The organism is Paenibacillus sp. JT22N7 (genome assembly GCF_059383875.1).
This window is the reverse complement of record NZ_JBXENY010000029.1, coordinates 1-1,463: the sequence shown is the minus strand read 5'-3', so window position 1 is coordinate 1,463 and position 1,463 is coordinate 1. Positions and strand designations below refer to the sequence as shown.

The window sequence follows — 1,463 nt, the reverse complement described above, 5'->3', positions numbered from 1 at the left end:
TAAAATGTACCCCTTGTAAAGGACAATTAAAAAAAGGTTAGGCCACTTCAAGCTGCTGTCTGTATCGTGCAGGCGGCAGCTTATTTAAGTTCCATTGACCTCGATAATGATTGTAATAGATCATGTAGCTTTTTACTTCTTGCTTTACCTCTTCCAAGGTCATGCACGTTTTGATAGTCGTTTCATCTTTAAAATGCCCAAAAAATGATTCTTGTGGGGCGTTATCCCAACAGTTTCCTCTACGCGACATCGATTGACTTAGCCCCATTTTCTTCACAAGCTTTTGGAACTTCGGGTTCGTATAGTGAAATCCTTGATCCGAATGAATCAACGCATCCGGGGTGAGATGGCGATGTTTCTTGAGTTGTTTCAACGTCTCGATCGCAATATCCAAACCAATGGAAGCAGAAACTTCATAGGCTAAAATCTCATTGGTTTCGGCATCTTTAATCGTCGATAGATAGGCTCGCTTGTTGTTTCCATAGGTTAAATACGTGATGTCGGTTAAGAGCACCTTGCCGGCGATCCCTTGCTTAAAGGCTCGCTTTAAGGTGTTGGGACAGGTTCGATGCTCGTGGGTCGCTTTGGCCATACGTCGTGCGGGATTTGCTTTTCGAATGGGACAAACGATGTTGTACTTTTGCATGACACGACGAATTCGCTTGAGGTTGTAGGTGATTCCGTATTGATGATCCAGCGTCATTTTGATTTGACGAGCTCCCTTCTTTCTCCCCCGATAATGGTAGGCTTTCAGAAGGATCGCTTTCACCTTTTGATCGTTTTCTTCCTGTTTTTGACGATGTAATCGAGCATCTTCGCTACAAAATCGATAATAGCCGGAACGTGAAACCCCAGCGATTTCACAGAGAACATACAGCTTACGCCGGAAAGGATAGGTATTCATCATCTGTTGAATAAGTTCGAATTTTTGCTTCGTGCTTAGTTGGACTTCTTTTTTCTCATCTGCCTTTCGAGTTGATCGAGCTTTTTTAAGAATTCATTTTCCGCTTCGAGCCATTTCATTTTCGCTTCCAAACGGGCATACTTTTCTTCTAGACTTAATTCGCGGCTCAGAGTACGGCCTGAGGCGTGTTTTCTAGCGTCTGTTAATCCAGCAGGCCCCTGTGCTTGATAAGCCGTGCGCCATCGATTGGAAGCCTTCTTAATCCGGGTTGCCCCCAAAACGTCTAGTGCAAAGCCCGCTCCCTGAAAAATCTCACTTGGAAGCATACCTTGCTTGTATTCTTTAATAAATCGTTCTTTAAACGCATCCGTATAGGTAATGGCTTTGGCACTGACATTTTTCACATAGGGATTTGTTCTTAGCTGAGCTTGCTCTTGAGTTGTAAAGCATTTTTTAGACATCCGCTTCGACCACCGCTCGTTTTTTTATTTATTGTACACAAAAAAGACCCTACAAGATGACCTTTTTAAAGTGTCCATCTTATAGGGTACATTTTACT

1 protein-coding gene is annotated in these 1,463 nt (G+C 43.0%); it reads right to left on the bottom strand.

Going from position 1 to position 1,463, the window contains the following annotated elements:
- Positions 1-37 precede the first annotated feature (37 nt).
- Positions 38-1,365, bottom strand: a protein-coding gene (locus tag AC50Y5_RS32700) for an IS3 family transposase (RefSeq protein ID WP_494865796.1) whose coding sequence is annotated in 2 segments (ribosomal slippage) — positions 38-996 and positions 996-1,365 — 1,329 coding nt in all. Because the reading frame shifts where the segments join, the coding sequence is not laid out codon by codon here.
- Positions 1,366-1,463: the final 98 nt, after the last annotated feature.